A 22,091-nucleotide genomic window follows, 5' to 3' on the forward strand; every position below is an offset into this window, starting at 1 on the left:
CCCCTCGGCGAGGGGGACACTCATCCTTGCAGAGGGAGACGTCCAGCCCGCCGGGTTTGTTGCTCCGCTGCCTCAACAGACATTCCGGCGCCACCCACCTCCGGTTCATTCGCCCCCTTTTCACCCTCTTCGCCGGCCCGCAGTCGACGGGGAAGGTCCAAAGAGGGTGAAAAGGGGGCGAATGAACCCAGGGGTGGGCGGCCAGGCCGGTCAGCGGCTCGGGCGGACCCCGATCCGGTCGACGATGCTGGTGGCTACCGAACTGAAGCCGATCACCCGGCCGCGATCCTTGCCGCTGGTGACGACATCGCGCTCGCCGATGAAGTCGCCGGTGCGCGGATCGATGATGATCTCCTGGCGTTCCGTGCCGTCGTCACTGCCGTAGGCGATGCCGGTCTTGCCCGCCAGATTGGCCGCACGATCCGACACCTCGAGGTGGTCGAGGTAGCCCAGCGCCCGGTACAGCGCGGACCGCACGTCGGCCGGCACATCGCCGGTGCGGAGCGCATCCGCGGCGTACACGAGCAGTTCGGTCTCGCCGCGACTGTTGCGCGGAGAGTCCTTCTTCAGCCGCTGGTACAAGGCCTTCGGGTCGCGCGGCAGGCCGGCGGCCCACTCAGGCGTCGGGTCCTGCCAGCTGCCGGCCCGGGCGCACGGCTGTTCGCCTTCGTTCAGGTAGAAGTCGCCACACTTGGCCCGCCGTACTTCGGGTTTGCTGTCAGCCATCAACCTGTTGACGAACTCGAGCTCCTGCTGGGTACCGCTGATCAGCTTCCGGTTGCCCGTCTGCACGCCGCGCTCCATCCACTCCTGGCTGCGGTCGGCGGGGATCCAGGTTTCGATCAGCGACTCTTCGAGGTAGCTGACGCCCTTGTTCGGGCTGGTCTCCGTCATGCCGTAGTTCCAGGCGTGGCTGACCCGGTAGCGGTACTTGCCTGGCGGGATCACCGGATCCTTGGCGACGACATGATCCGCCGCGGCGTTCAGTCCGGCCTTCGCCTCGGCCGTGCCGCCTGGGGAGTTCGTCGTGACCACGAAGCCAGTGGCGACGAGGGTGACCACCGCGGCGGCTGCCGTCAGCGCATACGCCCAGCCGCGCTTCCGGCGTACCGGACGATTGACGGCTGCCAGAAAGGTGGCGCGGGTGGTGTCGAGCTCGGCCTGGTCGGTCCGGACGTCGCCGTGCAGAGCGCCGAGGGCGCGGTCGAGGTCGTCTTCGGACCACAGGTTGGTCAGCTTGTCATCAGTCATGGTGCATCGCCTCCGGTACTTCGGCTGCTGTCAGGTGGTCGGTGACGGCCTTGGTGCGCAGTTGGCGGCGGATTCGGTGCAGCCGCGAGCGCACGGTGCCGACCGGGATGCCGAGCGCGTCGGCCACCTCCACGGTCGACAGTTCGGCCCAGGAGGTCAGGAGCAGGACGTCGCGGCCGCCATCCGACAGGTCCGCGATCGCCGGTGCGATCCGCCGTGCCATCGTCTGGGCGTCCACGCGATCGGCGACCGACCCGTCATGGGAGGGCTGGTACGCCGCAGTCCTGCCGTCCACGCGGGCCGATGCCCGCAGCCCCCGGATCTCCTGGCGGACGTGCCGCCGGGCGAGGTTTGTCGCGATGCCGTAGAGCCAGCCTCGAACGGCGGCTACGGCGGGGTCGTAGGTCCCGCGCTGCCTGAACGCCGTCAGGAAGGTCTCGCTGACCAGGTCGTGGGCGTGTTCCGCCCCCACGCGGCGAGCGAGGTAGCGGTGGAGTGGCGCGGCATAGGTGTCGAAAAGGCGGCCGAACTCCACATCCGCGTCCAGGCCGCCGAGCTCGGGCCGGTCCTCGCCAGGTGGGGCCGGGTCTTCGCCAGGCGACGGACCGCCGTGTGTGCCGATGTCAGCCTCCGGGCTGTCGTAGCGGATCGCTCTCATGACTGTTGTTGCCCGACGGGCGCCGCCACGTTCACGGTAGGACGGCGCGGGGTCGCCGACCCGCAGTACGCAGTACCCCCTATGGGTATTCGGTGTGGACTTGCGCTGGATACCCATAGGGGGTACTTTCTTGGTGTCGGCATACCCCGCAGGGGTAGCAGTTGGGAGAAAGAGGACCGCGATGACCACCGAAGAGAACGCCGAGCACGTGCACGGGTACACCTCGGAGAAGACCAGCCACTTGAAGCGGCTCCGCCGGATCGAGGGGCAGGTTCGCGGCCTGCAGCGGATGGTCGAGGAGGACAAGTACTGCATCGACATCCTCACCCAGGTCTCGGCGGCCACGAAGGCCCTGCAGTCCTTCTCCCTGGAACTGCTGGACGAGCACCTGTCGCACTGCGTGGTCGAGGCCGCGCAGCGGGGCGGCGCGGAGGCGGAGGAGAAGGTCCGCGAGGCCTCCGACGCGATCGCCCGTCTCGTCCGCAGCTGAACCAGTCATCACACATCCGAGCAAGGAGCACCACTATGACCACCACGACGTACGCCGTGAACGGCATGACCTGCGGCCACTGCAGCGCCGCCGTGACCGAGGAGCTCGGCAAGCTGCCGGGCGTCCAGGAGATCCGCATCGACCTCAACGCCGGCGGCACCTCCGCCGTCCACGTGACGAGTGAGTCCACTCTCGACGAGACCGCTGTGCGCGGGGCCGTCGACGAGGCCGGCTACGAGCTGGCCGCTCCGGGCGCGAGCGCATGACCAGGGCTGTCGCGATCCGGCTCGGCGCGTTCGCTGGTGCACTGGCGCTCGCCTTCGCCGGCGCGTTCGCACTCGGCTCCGTGGTCGATCCGGTCGCGGCAGCCGACCCGGCGCCGGGCGACCACGCCGAGGGGATGGGCGAGGAGAAGACCGAGGGCGGTGCGCATGGCGCCGAGCACAGCGAGCCCGACGAGCAACCGCCCGGGCTGGCCGTGTCCCAGTTCGGCTACACGCTGGTACCGAAGACCACCTTCTTCCAGCCAGGCAAGCCGCAGACGCTGCAGTTCACCATCCAGGGTCCGGATGGCAAGGCGGTTACGCAGTACGCGCAGACCCACGAGAAGGACCTGCACCTGATCGTCGTCCGGCGGGATCTGTCCGGCTTCCATCACGTGCACCCGACGCGGGCCGCCGATGGGACCTGGAGCATCCCGTTCACGTTCACCGCCGGTGGCACGTGGCGGATGTTCACGGACTTCCAGCCGAAGGCGCTCGGCAAGACGCTGACGCTCGGTGCTGACGTCAGCGTCTCCGGTCTCTACATCCCGGTTCCGCTGAACGAGCCCGCGAGCATCTACTCGATCGACGGGTACGACGTGACGCTGGCCGGCCAGCCGGTCGCCGGCAAGGAGTCGGAGCTGACCTTCAGCATCAACAAGGCGGGCAAACCGGTCACCGATCTGCAGCCGTACCTCGGCGCCTTCGGGCACCTGGTGTCCCTGCGCGGCGGCGATCTCGCCTACCTGCACACGCATCCGTCCATCGAAGCCAAGGCGGGGATGAAGGGCGGGCCGCAGATCACCTTCGGCACCACCTTCCCGACCGCCGGCACCTACAGCCTGTTCCTGGACTTCCAGCACGCCGGCAAGGTGCGCACCGCCGAGTTCACCGTGAACGTCGGCAGCACCGGGACGGCGATCGTGCCGCCCAGCGAACTGCCTGGCGCGAGCGAGACGCCGGGCCACGAAGAATCACCGCACGGCCACTGAGAGGAGGCCCAGCAATGACCACACCAGACAACTCCGTCGAGCTCCTGATCGGTGGCATGACGTGCGCCTCCTGCGCCAACCGGGTCGAGAAGAAGCTCAACCGGATGGAAGGCGTCACCGCCACCGTCAACTACGCCACCGAGAAGGCGAAGGTGACGTTTGCCGAAGGCATCAGTACTGACGACCTGGTGGCCACCGTCGAGGCGACCGGCTACACCGCTTCGTTGCCTGCTCCCCCTGTTGCCGACAGCCCCGAACCGGCCGATGAGCTGAAGCCATTGCGCGAACGGCTGATCGCTAGCATCGCTCTCGCCGTACCGGTGATTGCCCTGGGCATGATTCCGGCATTGCAGTTCGACTCGTGGCAGTGGGCGTCGCTGACGCTGGCGGCTCCGGTCGTCACGTGGGCGGCCTGGCCGTTCCACAAGGCCGCCTGGACGAATCTGCGGCATGGCGCGGCGACGATGGACACGTTGATCTCGGTCGGTGTGATCAGCTCCTTCATCTGGTCGCTCTACGCGCTGTTCCTCGGCGAGGCGGGCACGCCGGGGATGAAGATGCCGTTCACGCTGATCCCGTCGCGGGGCAGCGGCGCCGAGGAGATTTACCTCGAGGTCGCCGCCGGTCTGACCATGTTCATCCTGACAGGCCGGTACTTCGAGGCGCGGGCCAAGCGACAGTCAGGGGCGGCACTGAAAGCCCTGCTGGAGCTGGGCGCGAAGGATGTCGCCGTCCTGCGCGATGGCACCGAGGTCCGGATTCCGGCCGATCAGCTTGCTGTGGGCAACGAGTTTGTCGTGCGGCCGGGCGAGAAGATCGCCACTGACGGTGTGATCGTCACCGGGAGCAGCGCGGTGGACGCGTCGATGCTGACCGGCGAGTCGGTGCCGGTGGAAGTCGGCGAGGGTGACGCCGTCGTCGGCGCCACCGTGAATGCCGGCGGGCGGCTCGTAGTACGGGCGACTCGAGTTGGGTCTGACACTCAGTTGGCGCAGATGGCGCGGTTGGTGGAGGACGCGCAGAACGGGAAGGCTGCCGTCCAGCGGTTGGCCGACCGGATCTCCGGGGTGTTCGTGCCGATCGTGATCGGGCTTGCGCTGACGACGCTGGGCTTCTGGCTCGGGAACGGGTCGCCGACCGAGGTGGCGTTCATGGCTGCGGTCGCAGTACTGATCATTGCCTGCCCTTGTGCACTGGGGCTCGCGACTCCGACCGCGTTGATGGTCGGGACCGGGCGCGGGGCTCAGCTGGGCATCCTGATCAAGGGGCCGGAGGTGCTGGAGTCGACGCATCGCATCGACACCATCGTGCTGGACAAGACCGGGACCGTGACGACCGGGCGGATGGCGCTGGTCGACGTACTGCTGGCGGAGGGTGAAGAGCGAGCCGAGGTACTGCGGCTGGCGGGTGCTCTGGAGCACTCCAGCGAGCACCCGATCGCCCAGGCGATTGCGCGTGGGGCCGCCGAGGAGGTTGGCAAACTCGCTGCTGTCGAGGACTTCGGGAACGTGGAAGGGCTCGGCGTACAAGGGATTGTCGACGGGCACGCAGTACTGGTCGGCCGGACGCAGTTGCTGGAGGAGTGGAGTCAGTATCTGTCTGCGGAGCTTGCGCATGCGAAGGAGCACGCGGAGGCCGAGGGCAGTACTGCGGTCGCGGTTGGGTGGGACGGCAAGGCGCGAGCTGTGCTGGTGGTTGCGGATACGGTGAAGCCGAGTTCGGCCGAGGCGATCCGGCAGCTGAAGGCGCTGGGGCTGCGGCCGGTGTTGCTCACCGGGGACAACGAGGCGGTGGCGCAGAAGGTGGCGGCTGAGGTCGGCATCGACGAGGTGATAGCCGAGGTGCTGCCGGCCGGCAAGGTCGACGCGGTGAAGAAGTTGCAGGACGAGGGTCGCACGGTGGCGATGGTCGGCGACGGCGTGAACGACGCCGCTGCGCTGGCCCAAGCGGACCTTGGCCTGTCGATGGGCACCGGCACCGACGTGGCGATCGAGGCAAGCGACCTGACGCTGGTCCGAGGCGACCTCCGCTCAGCCGCCGACGCGATCCGCCTGTCCCGAACCACCCTCAGAACCATCAAGGGCAACCTCTTCTGGGCCTTCGCCTACAACGTAGCCGGCCTCCCCCTGGCCGCCGCCGGCCTCCTCAACCCCATGCTGGCCGGCGCCGCCATGGCCTTCAGCTCAGTCTTCGTAGTAACCAACAGCCTCAGACTCCGCCGCTTCCAACCTCTCACCAATCCCTGAGACTGAGTTCCCGCCGAGCAATCTCTGGGGGCAATGTGGTCGTACGACAACATCTGACACAGGCGGAACTGGCCCATCGCGCTGGGGTCTCGCGCGAATGGCTGATCCGACTCGAGCAGGGTCATCCTCGCCTGGAGGTTCAATTGGTACTCGACGTTCTGGCCGCGGCCGGACTGGCGCTGACCACGAGTTCGGCAGAGCCCTTGCCCACCGATCCATCCGAGACGACCTGGGACGAGCTCTTCCCGCACCTCACAGGCGAGTCTGACGATGGCTGAGGATCGATTGGTCGTCTACCTCGAAGACAGGTAGCGCGCCGTCTTCAGGGGAGCCGGCTCGGCCGGAAGTACGGAGTCTCACCCAACAACCCCTTCGCCCTGTTGCGGCACATCGGTAGAGATGCCGCCGGAGCGGTTCAGGTGCTCCCAGAGGAGATCGCCTCCAGCGACGCAGCCAACCAGCAAGGGGACATCGACTGGCTGAGCGCCGACGCGATGGACAAGACGCTGGCCGGCTTGGCGCAGCATCCCGACAGCTGGGATCCCGGCAGGAACGCGGGCCGATGGAGCCTGGCCGGCGCGCAGAGCAAGATCGCACTGTTCCGGTCCCCCGAAGGGCGTTGGGGGGTTCCCTGCGACTCGACGCCGACTACTCACATTCTCAAACCGTCGATGCCGAACTACGAGGGCCACCATCTCAACGAGCACCTATGCCTGAGGGCGGCGCAGCTGTGCAGCCTGCCCGCGGCCACCACCGAACTCCTCGCAGGCGACAAGTACGAAGTACTGATCTCGCACAGGTACGACCGGTATCAGGGCGCCGACGGTCGATGGCGGCGCCTTCACCAGGAGGACTTCTGCCAGGCGCTCTCGATACCACCGAGCAAGAAGTACCAGTCGGACGGAGGACCAGGGCCCGATCAGCTCGGTGAACTACTCTCCAGTCGCAGCCTCGGTTCCCACCGACGCGGAAACCTGCAGACCTTGTTCGACTACCTCGTATTCAATGTCGCGATCGCTGCGACAGATGCCCACGCGAAGAACTTCTCACTCTTGTTGAGTTCGCGAAGTGTCCGTCTCGCTCCCCTGTACGACGTGGCGTCGTACCTGCCCTACGAGCACGGCCGAGGACTTAGGTCGGCCATGAAGATCGGTACGACGTGGGAGATGGCAGGAGTCTCGGAGCAGGATTGGATTGCCGTGGGGCGACGGCTGGGCCTGACGAGCGACGAGTCCGTCACCCGCCTGAGATCGATCCGTTCGCGAGTTCCCACCGCCTTCCAGCAAGCTGCAGTTGAGTCCGGCATTCCCGCTGTGCTCAGGAGCCGAGCCGGTTGGATCGCAGATCTGATCACAGCTCAGGTAGAAGGGCGTCGTGACCGGTGGGGGCAGCTGGACGTCGCGCCGTTGGAGGCCGACCGCTGAGCTCTTACGTCCGAAGAAGTCGAGAAGACGAGGGGACGTACCTCCACTTCTTCGGACGTAAGAGTCTTCGGTCAGCGGAGCCAGGCGGTGGTGTCGGAGGGGAGTTTGCCTTCCTCCAGGGGGTTGCTGGTGAGGACGATCTCGGAGTGGGGCGGGAGGTCTATGGGGTGGGGGGTGAGGTTGGTGATGGAGGTTAGGGATTCTCGGGTGAAGGACAGGACACCGGGGGCGGAGTCCAGCCAGGTGAGGGTGCCGTCGCCTAGTGCGGTGCGGCGGAGGTTGAGGCCGTCGCGGTAGAGGGCGAGCATGGAGTTCTGGTCGGCTTGCTGGGACTCGACGGTGAGGTTTTTCCAGTCGGCGGGTTGCGGCAGCCACGGCGTACCGGCGCCGAAGCCGAAGGGTGGTTCTTTGCCTGACCACGGGATGGGGACCCGGCAGCCGTCGCGGCCGCGGTCGGTGCCTCCCGAGCGTTCCCAGAGGGGGTCTTGGAGGAGGTGGTCGGGGAGGTCTTCCACCTCGGGGAGTCCCAGTTCCTCACCCTGGTAGACATACAGACCACCCGGCAACGCCATCGCCAGGAGGGCCGCGGCGCGGGCGCGACGTTCGCCGAGCACCGGGTCCGTCGTCATCCCGTGCTTGCGATCCTGATGCGAGAACGACGTGTCCGGTCGCCCGTACTTCGTCACCGGCCGGGTGACATCGTGATTCGAGAGCACCCAGGTCGGTGGCGCACCGATCGGCACATGGGTCGCCAGCGTCAGGTCGATCGACGCGCGCAATTCGGCCGCATCCCACGGCCGGGACAAGAAGTCGAAGTTGAACGCGGTCTGCATCTCGTCGGGCCGCAGGTACAGCGCGAACCGCTCCTGGTCCGGCATCCACATCTCACCGACCAGGAAACGCCCCTGGTACGAATCGGTGATCTGCCGCCAGCCGCGGTACACGTCGTGCACCTCGTCGTGGTCGGTGTAGGACTCCTCAGCACTGTCCAGGTCCTTGAAGAGCACCGCCGCACTGTCGATCCGGATCCCGTCCACGCCACGTTCCAGCCAGAACCGCAGGATGGCGTGGAACTCCTCCACCACCTCGGGACTGCGCCAGTTGAAGTCGGGCTGCTCGGGCGCGAACAGATGCAGGTACCACTGACCGTCCGCGATCTGTGTCCACGCCGGACCGTTGAAGATCGACTGCCAATCGTTCGGCGGCAGCCCGCCCTCCCTGCCGTCGCGAAAGAGAAACCGCTCCCGCTCGCGCGATCCGGGCCCGGCAGCCAGCGCCTGGACGAACCAGTCCTGCTGATCCGATCCATGATTCGGCACGATGTCGATGATGGTGCGAATCCCCAGCGCATGCGCCTCCTCGATATAGGCCTCCGCCTCCGCCAGGGTGCCGAAGCTCGGATCGATCGCGCGGTAGTCGGCCACGTCGTACCCGCCGTCGGCCATCGGCGACGGGTACCACGGGTTCAGCCAGATCGCATCGACTCCGAGGTCCGCCAGGTAGGGCAGCCTGGCGCGCAGCCCAGCCAGGTCGCCGATCCCGTCACCGTTGCCGTCGGCAAAGCTGCGCAGGTAGACCTGGTAGATCGCGGCTCCGCGCCACCACGTATCCGACATTGCTTCTCCTTAGGATGTTGGGGGATCAGCCTTTGAGGCTTCCGGCGGTGAGGCCCGCCATGATGCTGCGCTGGAACACGAAGAACACCAGAATCGTCGGCAGGGACGCGATCACCAGCGACGCGATCAGGACGTTCTGCGGCATCTGCGCGGACAACGACGCGATCCCGACGCTGATCGACATCTTGTCCGTCTCCGGCAGCACCAGCAGCGGCCAGACGAAGTCCTTCCAGACCGTCACGACGGACAGGATCGACACCACGCCGAGGATCGGCCGCGACACCGGCAGCACGATCGACCAGAGAATCCGCAGCGGTGAGGCGCCGTCGATCTCGGCCGCCTCCAGCAGTTCCCGCGGGATCGAGTCGAAGAACCGCTTGAGCAGGAAGATGAAGAACCCGTTCGCGGCCGCCGGCAACCAGATCGCCCAGGGGGTGTTGAGCAGATCGAAGTGAAAGATCGGTACGTCCTTGGCGACCAGGTACGTCGGCAGCAGCAGCACCATCGGCGGGATCATCAAGGTGGCCAGCATCAGCGCGAGGATCACCTTGCCGAAGAACGGCCGCAGCTTCGACAGCGCGTACGCCGCGGTGACGTCGACCGCGAGCGTGAACAGCCAGGCGCCACCGGCGTACAGGACGGTGTTCTTCAGGAAGACGCCGAGCTGCAACTGGTTCCAGGCGTCGGCGTAGACGCCGAAGTCGAAGCTCTTCGGGAAGAAGCTCGGCGGGATCTGGGCCAGCTCGTCCGGCGACTTCAGCGCGCCGGTCACCATCCAGTACAGCGGGAAGACGAAGGCCAGCGTGAAGCCGGTCACCACCACGACCAGCACGGTCCAGTACATCAGCTTGCCGCGCCGGGACTGCAACGACAGCGGCGACATCAGGCTCCTGGTCTCGTAGCCGCGGCCCTTGTCCTTCTTCTTCCTCGTACTCCGCGGTGCCGCCGCCGGTGTGGTTGCCTTGAGCATCCGTTGTGGCTGCAAGGTCGTTGTCATCGGCCACCTTCGTTGTCGCGCGCGACGCGCAGGTAGATCGTCGAGAACACCATCAGCACGACCATCAGCATCAGTCCCAGTGCGCCACCCGCACCGAAGTCGCCGAAGTTGAAGGCGTACTGGTACATCAGGTAGGCCACCGTCACAGTCGCGTTCTCCGGTCCGCCGCCGGTCAGCAGGTAGGGCTCGATGAAGACCTGCATGGTCGCCACCACCTGGAGCATCAGCATCACCAGCAGGATCAGCTTGGTCTGCGGGATCGTCACGTGCCTGACCCGCCGGAACAGCCCGGCGCCATCGAGTTCGGCGGACTCGTAGAGCTCACCGGGGATGCTCTGCAACGCGGCCAGGTAGATCAACGTGCCGGTGCCGAGGTTCATCCAGGTGGAGACCAGGACGAGCGAGATGAGCGCGGTACTGGACGAGTCGAGCCAGCTCAGCGGTGGAATGCCGAACCCGTCAAGGATTTGGTTGAACAATCCTGCACCAGGATCGTAGAACCACTTGAACAACAGCACGCCGACGGCCGGCGGCAGCATCACCGGCAGGTACACGACGAACCGCAAGTACCCACGCGCGTGCCGCAGTTCGTTCAGCACCACCGCGAGGACGAATGGGATCGCATACCCGACGACCAGCGCGAGACCGCTGAACGCGGCCGTGTTCAGCCACGCCGCGCGGAAGGCCGGATCCTCGATCACGGTCCGGAAGTTGTCGAAGCCGACCCATTTGGCCGGGTCGACGAAGTTGTTCTCCTGGAAGCTGAGCACGACCTCGCGCACCATCGGGTACCAGGAGAAGAAGGCGAAACAGATCAGCGCCCCGCAGAGGAACCCGTACGCCGTGAGGTTCCTGCCCACCGCGCGGCGCGCCGCCCCCTGGGGAAGGGAACGGCGCACCGGCGGCTTCGCGGTCAGATGAGCCATCAGGTGTTCTTGGCTAGGGCGTGGCTCACGAGGCACGCCCTAAAATCTTGTTGGCCTTGCCCTCTGCGTCAGAGAGCAACTTGTCGATGTCAGCGTCCTTCCGGGTGAGCACCGCGGACATCGCCACATCGAGTACGGCGTACAGCTCCTGCGCCTTCGGTGGCTCGAGCTTGTTGGTGATGCCGGCCTGCGCACTCACGTACGGCGTGAAGTGGTCGACCGGTACCGTCGCGAACTGCTTGCGCAGAGCGGTGATCTCCTTGCCGGGTGCCGAATCGCCGTACAGGTCGGGGATCGGCAGACCGACCGGGCGGCCCTGCGCCTTGGCACGCTCGTAGTTGAACTGGCCCTTGCCGGGCGTCAGTTCGTGGAACTCCAGCCAGAGCAGGCCGGCCTTGATCTTCTCCGGCGTCGCCTTCGGGTTGAACATGTAGCCGTCACCGCCACTCAGCGACGACTTGCCCTCGGACTCCGGGACCGCGGTGACGCCGTAGTCCTCGAACTTGCCCTGGAAGTCGTTGTTGACCGACTGGACGACGTCCGGCGCGCCGATCATCATGCCGAGCTTGCCCGAGCCCATCATCCGCATCAGGTCTTCCCACTGCAGCAACTGCTTGGTGCCCATGCTGTTGTCGTCCCAGCGCATCTTCTTGAGGTTCTCCAGCACCGCCTTGCCCTCGGAGCTGTTGAACGCGGCGCTCTTGCCGTCGTCGCTCACCATCGAGCCACCCCGGGCGTACAGCGACGCGGCGAAGTGCCACCCGCCGGTGTTGCCCGCGCTGTACTCACCGAAGCCGGTGTAGCCGGCGCCGAGCCCGGCGATCTTCTTGGCGGCCTCCTGGACCTCGGCCCACGTCTTGGGCGGCGAGTCCGGGTTCAGCCCGGCCTGGGTGAAGAGCTTGCGGTTGTAGACCAGGCCCATGTTGTAGTTGTTGCGTGGCAGACCGTAGGACTTGTCGCCCTCCTTGAAGACACTCTGGACGTCCGCGCGGATGTCCTTGAGCGCCTTGACGTCGCCGATGTACTGGCTGATGTCGGCGGCCTGCCTGGCCTTGATGATCTTCTGGACGTCGGTGTAGTAGACGTAGAAGACGTCCTCCTGGGTGCCGCCGGCCAGCTTTGCCTGGAAGGTGTCCGGGTTGATGCAGGGGAACGCGTCCTTGCTCTGGATCGTGATGTTCGGGTGCAGCTTCTGGAAGGCCGCGACGTCCTCGTCCCAGCCGCTGCGTTCCTTCGGGTTGCTCTTCGGTGGCTGGCATCCCACGGTGATCGTGACCGGCGCGGTCCCATCGCCCGACCCCTGAGCAGCCGGCTTGTCCTCGTCCCCGGATCCACAGGACGCGGCCGTCAGGCCCAGCCCTGCCACGAGCAACAGGCCGAGCGCCCTGCGGTGGCTCGTTTTCCTCATCGATCTGCCCTTCTACTGGCCCTCGGATGTGGTCCGTACCGTAGGCAACTCGACCGGAATAGCGCAATACTTCAATCACAAGTTGCAAAAACGTGACGGCATCGCGGAATGTGGGGGCACACCAAAAGGGCGAAGCGGGTTGTCACCCACTTCGCCCCTCAGTGATCAGTCGGCTACAGAACGTCCTTCGCCGGCGATCGCAGCCGGGCCGTCGACGCGCGGACGACGAGTTCGGGCTCGAAGAGCAGCTCGTCGGCCGGTACGACGGCGCGCTCGATCAGCGCCACCAGCATGTCGACCGCGGCCCGGCCCATCGCGTCGATCGGCTGACGGACCGTGGTCAGCGGCGGGTCGGTGCAGTTCATCATCGCGGAGTCGTCGTACCCGATCACCGAGACGTCACCCGGTACCGTCAGGCCGGCCCGGCGGACCGCGCGGATCGCGCCGAGCGCCAGGATGTCGCTCGCGCAGACGATGCCGGTGACGCCTTGTTTCACCAGCCGGGTGGCGGCCGCGTGCCCGCCCTCGAGCGAGAACATGGTGTGCTCGACCAGCTCCGGATCCGCCTCCGGCGAGGCGAGGAACGTTTCCAGCTTGCGCCGCGAGGGGATGTGGTCCCGCGGGCCGAGCACCATCCCGATCTTCTGGTGCCCGAGCGCGCGCAGGTGCCCGATCGCCATCTCCGCGGCGACCACGTCGTCCGACGACACCTGCGGGAAGCCGAGATGGTCGACGGCCGCGTTGACCAGTACGGTCGGCAGCTTGCGCTCCTGGATCAGCTCGTAGTGCGCGTGCGGCGCATCGGCTTGCGCATAGAAGCCACCGGCGAAGACGACACCCGAGACCTGCTGCTGCAAGAGCAGATCGACGTAGTCGGCCTCGGAGACACCGCCGACCGTCCGGGTGCAGAGCAGCGAGGTGAAGCCCTGCTGCGCGAGCGCCCCGCCGACCACTTCGGCGAACGCCGGGAAGATCGGGTTCTGCAGCTCCGGCAGCACCAGGCCGACCAGGCGGGCCCGATCCCCACGCAGTTGCGTCGGCCGCTCGTACCCCAGGACGTCGAGTGCGGTCAGCACCGCCTCCCGGGTCGCCTCGGAGACGCCGGGCTTGCCGTTCAGCACCCGGCTCACGGTCGCTTCGCTCACGCCGACCTTCTTGGCCACCTCTGCAAGACGTCGTGTCATAGCGCAAACACTACGCCATATTCCGCAAATTCTTGCAGCCACTTACGTTCATTACCCGATCCGTCAGGAACTGAGACACTGGTCGACGTGCCTCGTTTTGTCGCCACCCGCCCGGACACCGGTCTGCTGTCACTCCCCTGGGACGTCCCCCTGGAGGACTGGCCCGACGATCAGCTGGTCGCGCTGCCGCGCGGTATCTCGCGGCACGTGGTCCGCTTCGTCCGGGTGAACGGCACCGTCTACGCGATCAAAGAGGTGATGGAACACCTCGCGATGCACGAGTACAGGCTGCTCCGCGACCTCGAGCGCCTCGACTCCCCCTCGGTCGAACCAGTCGGCGTCATCACGGACCGGGTGGACAAGAACGGCGAACCGCTCGACTCGATCCTGGTCACCCGCCACCTGCAGTTCTCGCTGCCGTACCGCGCGCTGTTCTCCAGCACGCTGCGGCCGGACACGGTCAACCGGCTGATCGACGCGCTGGTCGCGCTGATCGTCCGGATGCACCTGCTCGGCTTCTTCTGGGGCGACTGCTCGCTGTCGAACACCTTGTTCCGGCGCGACGCGGGCGCCTTCGCGGCGTACCTGGTGGACGCTGAGACGGGTGAGCTGCACCAGGACATCTCCGACGGGCAGCGCGCGCATGACCTCTACACCGCCGAGATCAACCTGTTCGGCGAGCTGTCCGATCTGGAGGAGGGCGGCCTGCTCGACCCGGACATCGACCCGCTGGAGACGATCCACTCGATCACGGCCCGGTACGAGGCGCTCTGGAAGGAGCTGACCGCTCCGGAGGAGTTCCACTCCGACGAGATGCACCGGCTGGATTCGCGGATCCGGCGGCTGAACGAGCTCGGCTTCGACGTCGCCGAGATCGACATCATCACCGACTGGGACGGCAGCCAGGTCCGGATCCAGCCGAAGGTCGTGGACGCCGGCCACCACAGTCGCCGGCTGCTGCGGCTGACCGGCCTCGACGTCGAGGAGAACCAGGCCCGCCGGCTGCTGAACGACCTGGACTCGTTCGCCGCGTCGACGGACCAGCAGAACGAGGACGAGGAGATCGTCGCGCACCAGTGGCTGTCCGAGGTGTTCGAGCCGGTCGTCCGGTCGGTACCCCGCGACCTGAAGCGCAAGCTCGAACCGGCCGAGGTCTTCCACGAAGTACTCGAGCACCGCTGGTTCCTGTCCGAGGAGGCAGGCCACGAGGTGGACACGATGAAGGCGGCCCGCTCCTACGTCGACGACGTCCTGAGCGCCAAGCCGGACGAGAAGCTGACCCTCCCCCCACCGCCGGTTCCAGGAGCGACGATCGACCCCGACCGCGACTGAGCCGAGCTCCGCTTGAACGTCTGACGGCTGGCTCTGCCAAGCCGCCCGTGGCGGAGGGGTGTCTCAGGCAGGCATGTCGACGGGCAGGCCGGCTGCGTGGGCGGTATCGGCTAGTCGTTTGTCGTAGGTGATGAATGAGGTGAGCTGCGAGCGGATACGGAGAGCCGATGCCAGGTGAATGGCGTCCAGGCTCCGTACGGTCGCTGGTTTCACGGTCTGGGCCAGAATGCGAATGCCGGCATCCAGTTCCACCAACTCGATCAGGTCGAGGACCGGGTGAGCCGGGCAATGGCTTCCGGGGCGTGATGTGCCAGGGCCCGCGATGACTCGATCTCAGCCAGAACCGAACTCGTCCACCCGGTCTCCGGCGCGTTCGTCGAGCCAGTCGCGCAATGCCTGCGTCTCGGCCCCGGCGTGGACGAGCTTCGCCACGGCGGCCGAGTCGAGATAGATCATCGGCCGTCGTCCTCGCGGTTGCGGGCGATCTCAGCGGCGATGTCGATGCCATCCGGTTCGCCGAGCGGCATCCGCAGAACAGCGCGACGCATCGCCGCGGCCCGCTCTCTGCGCAGTGCGGCTTCAAGTACGGCTTGGCGGATGGCCGCCGAGCGGGAGCTGCCGTCCTGGGTCAGAACATCCAGGGCGTGCTCGGTCTCCGAATCGCTGCGGATCGTGATGGTGCCAGCCATGCCGTCAGCGTAAGACGTTCTGTCGCTTACGCGGCAAGCCCTGATTCGCCTCAGGCTCCGGTGGGACCCTTCTGGTCTATCCGAGTCGTTGATAGGCAACGCAATTCGGTCCTGTCCCGGTGCAACGTCTGGGCGGCCGCGGGCGTGGTACTGGGTAGGAGGTGGCCGATGGTCGTGGGGGGATCGCCGGATTTCGACGAGTGGGTCCAGTTGCGTGGAGCCGCGCTGTTGCGGTTCGCGTACCTGATCACCCGCGACCACACTCGCGCTGAAGAGGCGGTCCAGGACGCGCTCGTGGCGGCGTACTCGCGGTGGTCCCGGATCACCCGGGGCGGCGATCCGGAGGCTTATCTGCGCCGGATGGTGATCAACGCGGACATCTCCCGGTGGCGCAAGTTCTTCCTCCGTGAGACATCGGTCGGCGATCCGGCGACGTTCGAGTCGGCCACCGGCGACCACGCCGGACCGCACGCCGAACAGGACGCGGTCTGGACGCTCTGCGCCTCCCTGCCGACCAAACAGCGTGCCGCCGTCGTACTCCGGTACTACGAAGGGCTGCCCGACAGCGAGATCGCCGAGATCCTCGAGTGCACTCCCGGGACGGTTCGCTCCCAGATCCATCGCGCCCTGGCGTCCCTGCGGACGACTCTGAGCACGACAGAGGAGGTCACGCACTGATGACCAGCCACGAAGACCCCACCGAAACCCTGCTCGCGCAAAGCCTGGACCGCCAGGCGGAGCACGCACCTCGCGATCACGACCTGCTCGACCAGGTCCATGCCCGGCTGCGGCGCCGTCGGTCGGGGCGGGCGGCCGGCGCGCTCGTACTGGCCTGCGCCGCGGTCGCGACCGGAATCTTCGGCGTCCACTCGGTCCTGGATGCCGGCCCGAGCAACACACCGGCCACCAAGATCTCCCCCGGCCCGCCGCCCGCGGAGGCCGGCTGGCGCTGGGAGTCGTATCGCACGATCCAGCTCCAGGTGCCCAGCAGTTGGAGTTACGGAACGACTGACCAGCCGGCATGCCTCCTCACGAAGAAGGTGGCCGGCTACGTCGGGCGGGGCGGAACTTTCGAAGAGGTCGGGTGCGACCCCCGCCTGCCGAAGCCCGCGGTGCGTTCGCCTTACGTCTGGTTCAACGCTCGACAGCAACCAGTCGGCATCCAGACCACCGGTGACGGCTGGACCGAGGAGACCCGGGAATTCGACGGAGTGAAGATCGCTGTCTTCACCGGCGACGACGCGCTACGCAAGCGCATCTTCGATTCGATCACCCCGATCGTCAGTACGGACGCGAACGGGTGCGCGCCGGTCCTGCCCCTCAGTTCGCTGCAGCTGCCCGACCGTGCCCTGGCATCCGTCGGTACAGTCCACTCGATATCCGTCTGCGCGTACGGCGGAGAGGTACTCAACGCCAGCTCGAAGCTCGACGCCGACAAGGCGCGAGCAATCGTGGCCGCCATCCTCGCCGCACCCAAGGGCGCCGGCCCCGACCTGCCGAACTGCACCAACTTCAGCCCGATCGACCTATTACTAGAAGTCGACGGCACCGCCCACGACGCCAACGTCACGATCCAGTACAGCGGCTGCGCCGGCAACGGCGCCTCGGACGGAACCATCTCCTCATGGCGCCTGGCCAAGCCCTACCTCGACCCCCTCCTGACCGGCCCCCACCAACCCTCCGGCTTCAGCGACCAAAGCGGCCTCGGCCTCCTCCGCAAACCCAAGTAGCCCACCGTCGTCGCCCCTCGACCCCTCACCAACCTGCGACCGCCCTCCGCTGCCAACCGAGCAACAGGTTCCTAGCTCATGCAGGTCCGCACCGCCATCACACACCAACCTCGACTGGGTGCATTGGCTGAGCGTGCACAGGCGTGCGACCGGGCAGAAACGGCAAGTTGGCATGTGGTGGCGGTCCGGGCCCGCCACCCAACATCACAAACTCCGGCTGAAGTACCAGCCGACTATTGGACGGCTGGCGGCTTGTAGAGCCTGTTGCTACTGGAGGCCCGGTGTGGGTGAGGTGGGGAGAACTGCGCGAGAACCGGCCGATTTTGGGGACCAAGTGGAGGGATCCACGATCAGGCGGCGAAGTCCCGCCTCGCTGACCAGGGCGTATTCGGCGGCTCCGATGCCTCAGGGATGAACATCGTTTCATCTTTCAAAAACAACAGGCTCTGCAAAGGCGCTATCGCTCGAATAACCCGCCAGTGGACCAGTCAGCCCACCTCGGCGTACCGCGGGGGATGGCACGCCAGCGGGCCGGTTTGCCCGCCGTAGTTAGGTGCCGGGTGCTGTGACGGTCAATCCCAGCTCCTCCGCGGCGGCGAGCAGGCGACGGTCGTACGTGACGAATGCCGTCAGATCGTCGCCCAGTACTGCGTCCGCGGTGGCGAGGTGGATCGCGTCGAGCGAGCGGATGGCGGGATCGTCGTAGGCGGCGGCGGTGGTTCTGACCAGTTCGTCGATCTCGTAGATCGCGATCCGGCCGAGCACTCCCGGCACCGCGGACAGCAGGTCGGGCTCGGTTCGCCGCAGTGCTCGCGGAAGCTCCACCTCCGCGAGCGCCGAGGAGACCAGCAACTGGTCCCGCTGGTCCGCGATCCAGTCGACCAGGGCGTACGACTCCACTTCGCGGCGGAAGAATTTCACCAGAGCTGCCGTGTCGAGGTAGATCATCAGTATCGTTCCTCGTCCCGCAACTCCTCCAGCAGTTCACCTGCCTGCCGGTCCGTGCGGATCTCACCCCGCGGGTGTGGCATCGGGCCCGTCGCACGCGGCAGCCGGAGCTTGCCTGTCTCCAGCAGGCGCGCCACGGGTGATGGCTTGGCGGGCACCAGCCGCGCGATCACCGCGCCGCGCTCGGTGATCTCGATCTCCTCGCCCTGCTTCACCCGAGCCAGCACCTTCGCCGTCTCCTGATTCAGCACCCGCACCGGGATCTCAGCCATGACCACATTGTAGTACATATTTGTCAGACACCTCCCGTGTCGCGAACCGTTCAGTCGATTCAGCAGGGAAGGTATCCGGGTTTCGGTCCCGGAAGGCCTTTGTCCACAGGGTTTAGCGCGGGGGCATCCTGAGGGCGCCGTCCAGGCGGATGACCTCGCCGTTGAGGAGCTGGTTGGCGACGATGTGCTCGACCAGAGCGGCGTACTCCGACGGGCGGCCGAGGCGCGCTGGGTGAGGGACCTGCTGCTCCAGGACCTTGCGGGCGTCTTCGGGGAGGCCGGCCAGCATCGGGGTCTCCATCGTGCCGGGGGCGATCGTGACGACGCGGATGCCCCTGTCGGCCAGGTCCCGCGCGGCCGTGAGGGTGAGGCCGACGATGCCGCCCTTGCTCGACGCGTACGCCGCCTGGCCGATCTGGCCGTCGTACGCGGCGATCGAGGCCGTCATCACGACGACGCCGCGGTCACCGTCCTCGCCGGGCTCGAGCCCGATCATCCGCTCGGCGGCCAGACGGAGCACGTTGAAGGTGCCGATCAGGTTGACCTCGATCACCTGCCGGAAGGTTGCCAACGGCAACGGACCCTTGCGGCCGACGACCCGGCCGGGGGTGGCGATGCCTGCGCAGGTTACGACCAGCCGCAGGTCGCCAAGTGAAGCCGCGGCATCGAGCGCAGCGGAGACGGCAGCCTCGTCGGTGACGTCGGTGGGCACGAAGACGACGCGCTCCCCCAACTCGTCGGCGATCGCCTTGCCCGCCGACGACGGCAGGTCGCAGATCACCACGCCGGCGCCGGACGCGGCGATCCGGCGTACGGTCGCCTCGCCCAGCCCCGAACCACCGCCGGTGACGAGAGCGACATCGGACGCGCCAAGCTTCATCGAACACTCCTGAGGAGATCGCGGCTGATCACGAGCCGCTGGATCTGGTTGGTTCCTTCGAAGATCTGGGTCACCTTGGCTTCGCGCATGTAGCGCTCGGCGGGGAACTCGCGGGTGTAACCGTAGCCACCGAGCACCTGGACGGCGTCAGTGGTCACCTTCATCGCGGCATCCGTGCAGATCAGCTTGGCGATCGCCGCCTGCTGGGTGAACGGCCGGCCGAGGTCGCGCCGCCGGGCGGCCTGCAGGTACGTCGCCCGTGCCGACTCCGTCGCCGCCGCCATGTCGGCCAGCAGGAACTGCAGCCCCTGGAACTCCGCGATCGCGTGCCCGAACTGCTGCCGCCCCAGCGCGTACGACGCCGCCAGGTCGAGCGCGGCCTGAGCCAGCCCGACCGCACAGGCCGCGATGCCGAGCCGGCCGGAGTCGAGCGCCGACAGCGCGATCCGCATCCCGTCGCCCTCGGCGCCGATCAGGTTGGCGATCGGCACCCGGACGCGGTCGAAGTTGACCAGCGTGGTGGTGGATCCGGTCAGGCCCATCTTGCGTTCGGGAGCGCCGAAGCTGAGGCCCTCGGCCGAGGCCGGCACGTGGAAGGCCGAGATGCCGTGCTTCGGGTCGGCCGACGTCCGCGCGAAGGTGGTGTAGAAGTCGGCGTGTGAGCCGTGCGTGATCCACGACTTGGTGCCGGTGAGCACGTAGTGGTCGCCGTCGCGGATCGCCTTCGTCGTCATCGCGCTGATGTCCGAACCGGCCTGCGGCTCCGACAGCGCGTAGGCGCCGAGCAGCTCGCCACCGACCATGTCGGGCAGCAGCAGCTCGCGCTGGTCCGGCGTCCCGAAGGTGGCGACGGCGTAGCTCGTCATCGTGTGCACGGACAGGCCGACACCGACCGACATCCAGGCCGCGGCGATCTCCTCGAGCATCTGCAGGTAGACCTCGTACGGCTGCTCGGCGCCGCCGTACTGCTCCGGGTAAGGAAGCCCCAGCAGCCCGGCCTTGCCGAGCGTGCGGAAAGCCTCGCGGGGGAAGGTCTCGGTCTCTTCCGCCTTCGCGGCGTACGGCGCGAGCTCGTGCTCGCACAGGTCCCGGACCAGGCCCAGCAGATCGGTGGACTCCTCGGTCGGGAGCAAGCGGTCGACAGCCATCAGGCACCCCTCTCAACAACTGTCGAAATGATACTACGATTGATACTGAAGACCAAAGCTCCGTATCGTTCTATGCTGTCTCGATATGACAACAGTCGTCCCCGGGCGCCGCACCCGCAGGCAGTCAGAGCTGCTCGACCGGCTCCTGTCCCTGTTCCTCGCTCAGGGCTTCAGCCGGTTCACGCTGGACGACCTGGCCGCGGAGCTGCGCTGCAGCAAGACGACCCTCTACGCCCTGGCGCCGAGCAAGGAACAACTCGCCGTCGAGGTGGTCAAGCACTACTTCAAGAATGCCACCGCTGAGGTCGAGGCGGCGGTCGCCAAACAGACCCGGCCGGAGCGCCGCATCGCGGCGTACCTGAACGCTGTCGCCGACGCGCTGCGGCCGGCCGGGCGCACCTTCCTGGACGACGTGGCGACGTTCGCGCCGGCCCGGTCGGTGTACGAGCGCAACACCCGGATCGCGGCCGACCGGGTCCGCTCGCTGATCGAGGACGGCATCACCAGCCGGGTCTTCCGGCAGGTCGACATCGGCTTCGCCGCGGAGATGATCGCGCACACCATGCAAGCGATCCAGCGCGGCGACATCGGCCGGCGGACCGGCCTGAGCGACGCCGAGGCGTACCGCGAGCTGGCCTCGTTCGTGCTGCACTCCTTGCGCCAGGACTGACCGGCTCTGCAGGAAGAGGACGTCCTGAAGCTGCCATCCGGCCTCGCTGAACCGGTGCAGTGGAAAGCTGTCAGCATGACTGCCTCCCTCCGCCGAGGCGTGGCGCTGCTGGTCACAGGTGCGCTCGCCCTGACCGCCCTGCCCGCAGCTACCGCCGTTTCGGCCGTCCCAGCCAAGCCCGAACCCCGTACCGTGGCCGCGATCACAGCCGCCCTGAACAAAGATGTCGAGATCCCCGGTACCGCCTGGATGACCAGGCCGGACGGCAAGATCCTCGTCTCCTATGACTCGACCGTAGTCGGCGCCAAGCTCCAGTCCCTGACGAAGGTGACCAAGCAGTTCGGCAACCAGGTCGTGCTGGAGAAGGTCCCCGGCAAGTTCAAGAAGTACCTCGGCGGCGGCGGTGCCATCTACGGCGGCGACTTCAAGTGCTCGCTCGGCTTCAACGTCACCCGCAAGGGCCGGTACTACTTCCTGACCGCCGGACACTGCGGCAACGACGCGGCCAACTGGTACCACGATTCGAACCACACCAACCGGATCGGCACCGTCCACCACTCCAGCTACCCGTGGAACGACTACGCCCTGGTCGTGTACCGGACAGGCATCACCCCCGGTGGCAGCGTGAACCTCTACAACGGCCGCTCCCAGAACATCACCACGGCAGCCAACCCCGGCATCGGCCAGCTGGTCTACCGCACGGGCGCCACCACCGGCCTCGCCAGCGGCCGGGTCACCGGCCTCGGCGCCACGGTGAACTACGACGACGGCCGGGTGGCCGGCCTGATCCGCACCAGCGTCTGCGCGGAACCAGGCGACTCGGGTGGCCCGCTGTTCTACCGGACCTGGGCCTTCGGCCTCACCTCCGGCGGCAACGGCGACTGCACCTCGGGCGGCGTCACCTTCTTCCAGCCTGTGGTCGAGGCGCTGAACGTGTACGGAGTGAACGTGTACTGATCAAGCTTGT

24 protein-coding genes are annotated in these 22,091 nt (G+C 67.0%); 10 read left to right on the top strand and 14 right to left on the bottom strand.

The genetic code is table 11. The features are described from left to right. Nucleotides 1–210 precede the first annotated feature (210 nt). Nucleotides 211–1,251, bottom strand: a complete 1,041-nt coding sequence (locus A3ES_RS0135565; RefSeq protein ID WP_020391613.1) for a CU044_5270 family protein — start codon at nt 1,249–1,251, stop codon at nt 211–213. After that, entirely contained in the window at nt 1,244–1,909 is a 666-nt protein-coding gene (locus tag A3ES_RS0135570; protein ID WP_020391614.1) for an RNA polymerase sigma factor, read from the bottom strand. Before A3ES_RS0135570 ends, A3ES_RS0135565 begins: the two co-directional genes overlap by 8 nt. Nucleotides 1,910–2,090: 181 nt before the next feature. Between A3ES_RS0135570 and A3ES_RS0135575 the strand changes: the two genes are divergently transcribed. From A3ES_RS0135575 to A3ES_RS49565, 5 genes are all read left to right on the top strand, one after another. Next, nucleotides 2,091–2,399 (top strand): metal-sensitive transcriptional regulator, encoded by a 309-nt coding sequence (locus tag A3ES_RS0135575; RefSeq protein ID WP_020391615.1) that lies wholly within the window; start codon nt 2,091–2,093, stop codon nt 2,397–2,399. A 35-nt stretch (nt 2,400–2,434) separates the two neighbouring features. After that, complete coding sequence (locus A3ES_RS0135580; RefSeq protein WP_020391616.1) at nt 2,435–2,665, top strand: heavy-metal-associated domain-containing protein; 231 nt, start codon at nt 2,435–2,437, stop codon at nt 2,663–2,665. Then, nucleotides 2,662–3,654 (top strand): hypothetical protein, encoded by a 993-nt coding sequence (locus A3ES_RS0135585; RefSeq protein WP_020391617.1) that lies wholly within the window; start codon nt 2,662–2,664, stop codon nt 3,652–3,654. The genes A3ES_RS0135580 and A3ES_RS0135585 overlap by 4 nt, the downstream gene beginning before the upstream one ends. Nucleotides 3,655–3,668: 14 nt before the next feature. Further along, on the top strand, nt 3,669–5,900 hold the full coding sequence (locus A3ES_RS0135590; protein WP_020391618.1) for a heavy metal translocating P-type ATPase: 2,232 nt from the start codon (nt 3,669–3,671) through the stop codon (nt 5,898–5,900). Nucleotides 5,901–6,319: 419 nt separating this feature from the next. Then, nucleotides 6,320–7,324: a HipA domain-containing protein gene (locus tag A3ES_RS49565; RefSeq protein ID WP_020391620.1), complete on the top strand. Its 1,005-nt coding sequence runs from the start codon at nt 6,320–6,322 to the stop codon at nt 7,322–7,324. A 71-nt stretch (nt 7,325–7,395) separates the two neighbouring features. On the opposite strand, the gene A3ES_RS0135605 is transcribed toward A3ES_RS49565, so the two are convergent. The 5 genes from A3ES_RS0135605 to A3ES_RS0135625 all read right to left on the bottom strand — a co-directional run bounded on the left by A3ES_RS0135605 (nt 7,396) and on the right by A3ES_RS0135625 (nt 13,455). Then, nucleotides 7,396–8,940: a glycoside hydrolase family 13 protein gene (locus A3ES_RS0135605; RefSeq protein WP_020391621.1), complete on the bottom strand. Its 1,545-nt coding sequence runs from the start codon at nt 8,938–8,940 to the stop codon at nt 7,396–7,398. Between the two features lie 25 nt (nt 8,941–8,965). Further along, the gene (locus tag A3ES_RS0135610; protein WP_020391622.1) at nt 8,966–9,937 is read right to left on the bottom strand and encodes a carbohydrate ABC transporter permease; all 972 of its coding nucleotides are present in this window, start codon (nt 9,935–9,937) and stop codon (nt 8,966–8,968) included. Further along, nucleotides 9,934–10,863 (bottom strand): carbohydrate ABC transporter permease, encoded by a 930-nt coding sequence (locus A3ES_RS0135615; protein ID WP_020391623.1) that lies wholly within the window; start codon nt 10,861–10,863, stop codon nt 9,934–9,936. Before A3ES_RS0135615 ends, A3ES_RS0135610 begins: the two co-directional genes overlap by 4 nt. 25 nt (nt 10,864–10,888) lie before the next feature. Further along, the gene (locus A3ES_RS0135620; RefSeq protein WP_026163509.1) at nt 10,889–12,271 is read right to left on the bottom strand and encodes an ABC transporter substrate-binding protein; all 1,383 of its coding nucleotides are present in this window, start codon (nt 12,269–12,271) and stop codon (nt 10,889–10,891) included. Nucleotides 12,272–12,444: 173 nt separating this feature from the next. Continuing rightward, nucleotides 12,445–13,455, bottom strand: a complete 1,011-nt coding sequence (locus A3ES_RS0135625; protein ID WP_026163510.1) for a LacI family DNA-binding transcriptional regulator — start codon at nt 13,453–13,455, stop codon at nt 12,445–12,447. Nucleotides 13,456–13,542: 87 nt separating this feature from the next. Between A3ES_RS0135625 and A3ES_RS0135630 the strand changes: the two genes are divergently transcribed. Then, nucleotides 13,543–14,787, top strand: a complete 1,245-nt coding sequence (locus A3ES_RS0135630) for a DUF4032 domain-containing protein (RefSeq protein WP_020391626.1) — start codon at nt 13,543–13,545, stop codon at nt 14,785–14,787. A 63-nt stretch (nt 14,788–14,850) separates the two neighbouring features. Here A3ES_RS0135630 and A3ES_RS55720 read toward each other — a convergent pair whose 3' ends face one another. Genes A3ES_RS55720 through A3ES_RS0135640 form a run of 3 tightly spaced genes read right to left on the bottom strand, consistent with a single transcriptional unit; the run spans nt 14,851 to nt 15,476 of the window. Next, entirely contained in the window at nt 14,851–15,111 is a 261-nt protein-coding gene (locus A3ES_RS55720) for a PIN domain-containing protein (protein WP_337587780.1), read from the bottom strand. Nucleotides 15,112–15,120: 9 nt separating this feature from the next. Next, complete coding sequence (locus tag A3ES_RS56845) at nt 15,121–15,243, bottom strand: hypothetical protein (protein WP_020391628.1); 123 nt, start codon at nt 15,241–15,243, stop codon at nt 15,121–15,123. Continuing rightward, nucleotides 15,240–15,476: a hypothetical protein gene (locus A3ES_RS0135640; RefSeq protein WP_020391629.1), complete on the bottom strand. Its 237-nt coding sequence runs from the start codon at nt 15,474–15,476 to the stop codon at nt 15,240–15,242. Before A3ES_RS0135640 ends, A3ES_RS56845 begins: the two co-directional genes overlap by 4 nt. A 168-nt stretch (nt 15,477–15,644) precedes the next feature. Between A3ES_RS0135640 and A3ES_RS0135645 the strand changes: the two genes are divergently transcribed. Both A3ES_RS0135645 and A3ES_RS0135650 read left to right on the top strand, forming a co-directional pair. Beyond that, on the top strand, nt 15,645–16,154 hold the full coding sequence (locus A3ES_RS0135645; protein WP_020391630.1) for a SigE family RNA polymerase sigma factor: 510 nt from the start codon (nt 15,645–15,647) through the stop codon (nt 16,152–16,154). Further along, complete coding sequence (locus A3ES_RS0135650) at nt 16,154–17,206, top strand: hypothetical protein (RefSeq protein WP_020391631.1); 1,053 nt, start codon at nt 16,154–16,156, stop codon at nt 17,204–17,206. The genes A3ES_RS0135645 and A3ES_RS0135650 overlap by 1 nt, the downstream gene beginning before the upstream one ends. A gap of 549 nt (nt 17,207–17,755) precedes the next feature. Here A3ES_RS0135650 and A3ES_RS0135655 read toward each other — a convergent pair. The 4 genes from A3ES_RS0135655 to A3ES_RS0135670 all read right to left on the bottom strand — a co-directional run bounded on the left by A3ES_RS0135655 (nt 17,756) and on the right by A3ES_RS0135670 (nt 20,454). Beyond that, a complete protein-coding gene (locus tag A3ES_RS0135655; protein ID WP_020391632.1) occupies nt 17,756–18,154 on the bottom strand; it encodes a type II toxin-antitoxin system VapC family toxin in 399 nt (132 codons plus the stop codon). Beyond that, entirely contained in the window at nt 18,154–18,426 is a 273-nt protein-coding gene (locus A3ES_RS0135660) for a type II toxin-antitoxin system Phd/YefM family antitoxin (protein WP_026163511.1), read from the bottom strand. Before A3ES_RS0135660 ends, A3ES_RS0135655 begins: the two co-directional genes overlap by 1 nt. A 112-nt stretch (nt 18,427–18,538) precedes the next feature. Then, nucleotides 18,539–19,306: an SDR family NAD(P)-dependent oxidoreductase gene (locus A3ES_RS0135665; protein WP_020391634.1), complete on the bottom strand. Its 768-nt coding sequence runs from the start codon at nt 19,304–19,306 to the stop codon at nt 18,539–18,541. Next, complete coding sequence (locus tag A3ES_RS0135670; RefSeq protein WP_020391635.1) at nt 19,303–20,454, bottom strand: acyl-CoA dehydrogenase family protein; 1,152 nt, start codon at nt 20,452–20,454, stop codon at nt 19,303–19,305. The genes A3ES_RS0135665 and A3ES_RS0135670 overlap by 4 nt, the downstream gene beginning before the upstream one ends. An 85-nt stretch (nt 20,455–20,539) precedes the next feature. Between A3ES_RS0135670 and A3ES_RS0135675 the strand changes: the two genes are divergently transcribed. Both A3ES_RS0135675 and A3ES_RS0135680 read left to right on the top strand, forming a co-directional pair. Then, nucleotides 20,540–21,124 carry a TetR/AcrR family transcriptional regulator gene (locus A3ES_RS0135675; RefSeq protein WP_020391636.1) on the top strand — a complete coding sequence of 195 codons (585 nt, stop codon included), beginning with the start codon at nt 20,540–20,542 and terminating at the stop codon, nt 21,122–21,124. A 75-nt stretch (nt 21,125–21,199) separates the two neighbouring features. Continuing rightward, nucleotides 21,200–22,081 carry a S1 family peptidase gene (locus A3ES_RS0135680; RefSeq protein ID WP_051084883.1) on the top strand — a complete coding sequence of 294 codons (882 nt, stop codon included), beginning with the start codon at nt 21,200–21,202 and terminating at the stop codon, nt 22,079–22,081. Nucleotides 22,082–22,091: the final 10 nt, after the last annotated feature.

The organism is Kribbella catacumbae DSM 19601, from assembly GCF_000372465.1.
Lineage (GTDB): Bacteria > Actinomycetota > Actinomycetes > Propionibacteriales > Kribbellaceae > Kribbella > Kribbella catacumbae.

Coding starts and splice junctions, on each gene's coding strand:
- A3ES_RS0135620 (WP_026163509.1), bottom strand. CDS start 12,271: ATGAGGAAAACGAGCCACCGCAGGGCGCTCGGCCTGTTGCTCGTGGCA.
- A3ES_RS0135585 (WP_020391617.1), top strand. CDS start 2,662: ATGACCAGGGCTGTCGCGATCCGGCTCGGCGCGTTCGCTGGTGCACTG.
- A3ES_RS0135615 (WP_020391623.1), bottom strand. CDS start 10,863: ATGGCTCATCTGACCGCGAAGCCGCCGGTGCGCCGTTCCCTTCCCCAG.
- A3ES_RS0135565 (WP_020391613.1), bottom strand. CDS start 1,251: ATGACTGATGACAAGCTGACCAACCTGTGGTCCGAAGACGACCTCGAC.
- A3ES_RS0135650 (WP_020391631.1), top strand. CDS start 16,154: ATGACCAGCCACGAAGACCCCACCGAAACCCTGCTCGCGCAAAGCCTG.
- A3ES_RS0135575 (WP_020391615.1), top strand. CDS start 2,091: ATGACCACCGAAGAGAACGCCGAGCACGTGCACGGGTACACCTCGGAG.
- A3ES_RS0135580 (WP_020391616.1), top strand. CDS start 2,435: ATGACCACCACGACGTACGCCGTGAACGGCATGACCTGCGGCCACTGC.
- A3ES_RS0135570 (WP_020391614.1), bottom strand. CDS start 1,909: ATGAGAGCGATCCGCTACGACAGCCCGGAGGCTGACATCGGCACACAC.
- A3ES_RS0135645 (WP_020391630.1), top strand. CDS start 15,645: ATGGTCGTGGGGGGATCGCCGGATTTCGACGAGTGGGTCCAGTTGCGT.
- A3ES_RS0135655 (WP_020391632.1), bottom strand. CDS start 18,154: ATGATCTACCTCGACACGGCAGCTCTGGTGAAATTCTTCCGCCGCGAA.
- A3ES_RS0135605 (WP_020391621.1), bottom strand. CDS start 8,940: ATGTCGGATACGTGGTGGCGCGGAGCCGCGATCTACCAGGTCTACCTG.
- A3ES_RS0135625 (WP_026163510.1), bottom strand. CDS start 13,455: ATGACACGACGTCTTGCAGAGGTGGCCAAGAAGGTCGGCGTGAGCGAA.
- A3ES_RS56845 (WP_020391628.1), bottom strand. CDS start 15,243: ATGATCTATCTCGACTCGGCCGCCGTGGCGAAGCTCGTCCACGCCGGG.
- A3ES_RS0135610 (WP_020391622.1), bottom strand. CDS start 9,937: ATGACAACGACCTTGCAGCCACAACGGATGCTCAAGGCAACCACACCG.
- A3ES_RS0135665 (WP_020391634.1), bottom strand. CDS start 19,306: ATGAAGCTTGGCGCGTCCGATGTCGCTCTCGTCACCGGCGGTGGTTCG.
- A3ES_RS0135660 (WP_026163511.1), bottom strand. CDS start 18,426: ATGGCTGAGATCCCGGTGCGGGTGCTGAATCAGGAGACGGCGAAGGTG.
- A3ES_RS0135590 (WP_020391618.1), top strand. CDS start 3,669: ATGACCACACCAGACAACTCCGTCGAGCTCCTGATCGGTGGCATGACG.
- A3ES_RS0135670 (WP_020391635.1), bottom strand. CDS start 20,454: ATGGCTGTCGACCGCTTGCTCCCGACCGAGGAGTCCACCGATCTGCTG.
- A3ES_RS0135640 (WP_020391629.1), bottom strand. CDS start 15,476: ATGGCTGGCACCATCACGATCCGCAGCGATTCGGAGACCGAGCACGCC.
- A3ES_RS0135680 (WP_051084883.1), top strand. CDS start 21,200: ATGACTGCCTCCCTCCGCCGAGGCGTGGCGCTGCTGGTCACAGGTGCG.
- A3ES_RS0135675 (WP_020391636.1), top strand. CDS start 20,540: ATGACAACAGTCGTCCCCGGGCGCCGCACCCGCAGGCAGTCAGAGCTG.